Here is a 1018-nt window from a genome sequence, read left to right as displayed (position 1 = left end):
TATAGATAATGAGTCTCTGCAAAGTAAAATGAGCTTTGATGAATTTGAAAGTTTGTTCAATGAGTTTATAGAATCTTCATATAGCAATATAGAATCTATTGAGGGATTCTTTGGCTTTGGACCTGTAGAATCTACTACTAATCATTGGGGTAAGGTGTTTGAAAATAATCAGCATGCTACAATAACACTATAAAACAAAGGAAAAAATGAATGAAACTCCCCATATACTCACATATCAAAACAAAGTTAGAATCTAAAGGACTAGATTCTATCACAAGTGGGCAGATTGCGTGGTTTGTGTGTAGTGTTGGAGTAGTATATGTATTTTCGATGATTGTATATACATATGGTGTTAATAAAGAGGGTATTTCACTTGATAAGATATTTGTTGCATTTTATATCAACCATTTTTTTGCTTTATTTTTATGTGGCTTATTTTCTTGCTAAATTTATTATATAAAGAAAATACAATCTCATTTATATTGTCTATGATAATAACTATCATCTATTTTTACAATGAATATTTTTCTTGCATTGTAGCACTCATTATTGGTGTTATTTTGTATATTACAAAGAAGCAAAGATTATTTTATACCTGTTTTGTTGGCTTGGTTTATATTATAGTTATCTATATTGTATTTGACTTAAGAGGAGGATTTTATAAATGAAATATTTTGTAACTATCTATATTGACCCATTATTTGATTTTGAGGGTTTTACTCACGCATTTTTAGGACTTACCTATACCCACCCTGATGAGTTAGATAAACAAGATAAAAAAATAAGACAAGAAAAACTTAAAAATGCTGATTGGAAAGATTTTGATAAAAGTAGGATTCTATGAAAAAAGAAAAATTTGATTTTGGGATTTTTATCTTAGATTGCTTTATGTGTATTGGATTGATAGTGGTGTCTGTTATATTTGTTATACCATTAGGGTTGGTTTTTTCTGTCTTTATTGATGGATTCCATCTTATAAAATTTGAAGGTTTTTATGATTATTCTACACTTCTTACTC

At 27.8% G+C, this 1018-nt stretch carries 2 protein-coding genes and 1 pseudogene; all 3 read left to right on the top strand.

What is annotated here, in order from left to right; all coding sequences use genetic code 11:
- Positions 1-193, top strand: a pseudogene (locus tag B9T66_RS08800) (hypothetical protein); the annotation flags it as partial.
- Between the two features lie 17 nt (positions 194-210).
- Positions 211-447 carry a hypothetical protein gene (locus B9T66_RS08710; protein ID WP_257874684.1) on the top strand — a complete coding sequence of 79 codons (237 nt, stop codon included), beginning with the start codon at positions 211-213 and terminating at the stop codon, positions 445-447.
- 217 nt (positions 448-664) lie between these two features.
- Positions 665-844, top strand: a complete 180-nt coding sequence (locus tag B9T66_RS08700) for a hypothetical protein (RefSeq protein WP_095628558.1) — start codon at positions 665-667, stop codon at positions 842-844.
- Positions 845-1018: the final 174 nt, after the last annotated feature.

This window comes from Helicobacter sp. TUL (assembly GCF_002287135.1).
Taxonomy (GTDB): Bacteria; Campylobacterota; Campylobacteria; order Campylobacterales; family Helicobacteraceae; genus Helicobacter_F.
The sequence above is the reverse complement of the archived record's forward strand: the minus strand, read 5'-3'. Positions and strand labels throughout refer to the sequence as shown.

Bases quoted from the DNA above. Each gene is read 5' to 3' on its own strand.
- B9T66_RS08710 (WP_257874684.1), top strand. From the start codon at position 211: ATGAAACTCCCCATATACTCACATATCAAAACAAAGTTAGAATCTAAA.
- B9T66_RS08700 (WP_095628558.1), top strand. From the start codon at position 665: ATGAAATATTTTGTAACTATCTATATTGACCCATTATTTGATTTTGAG.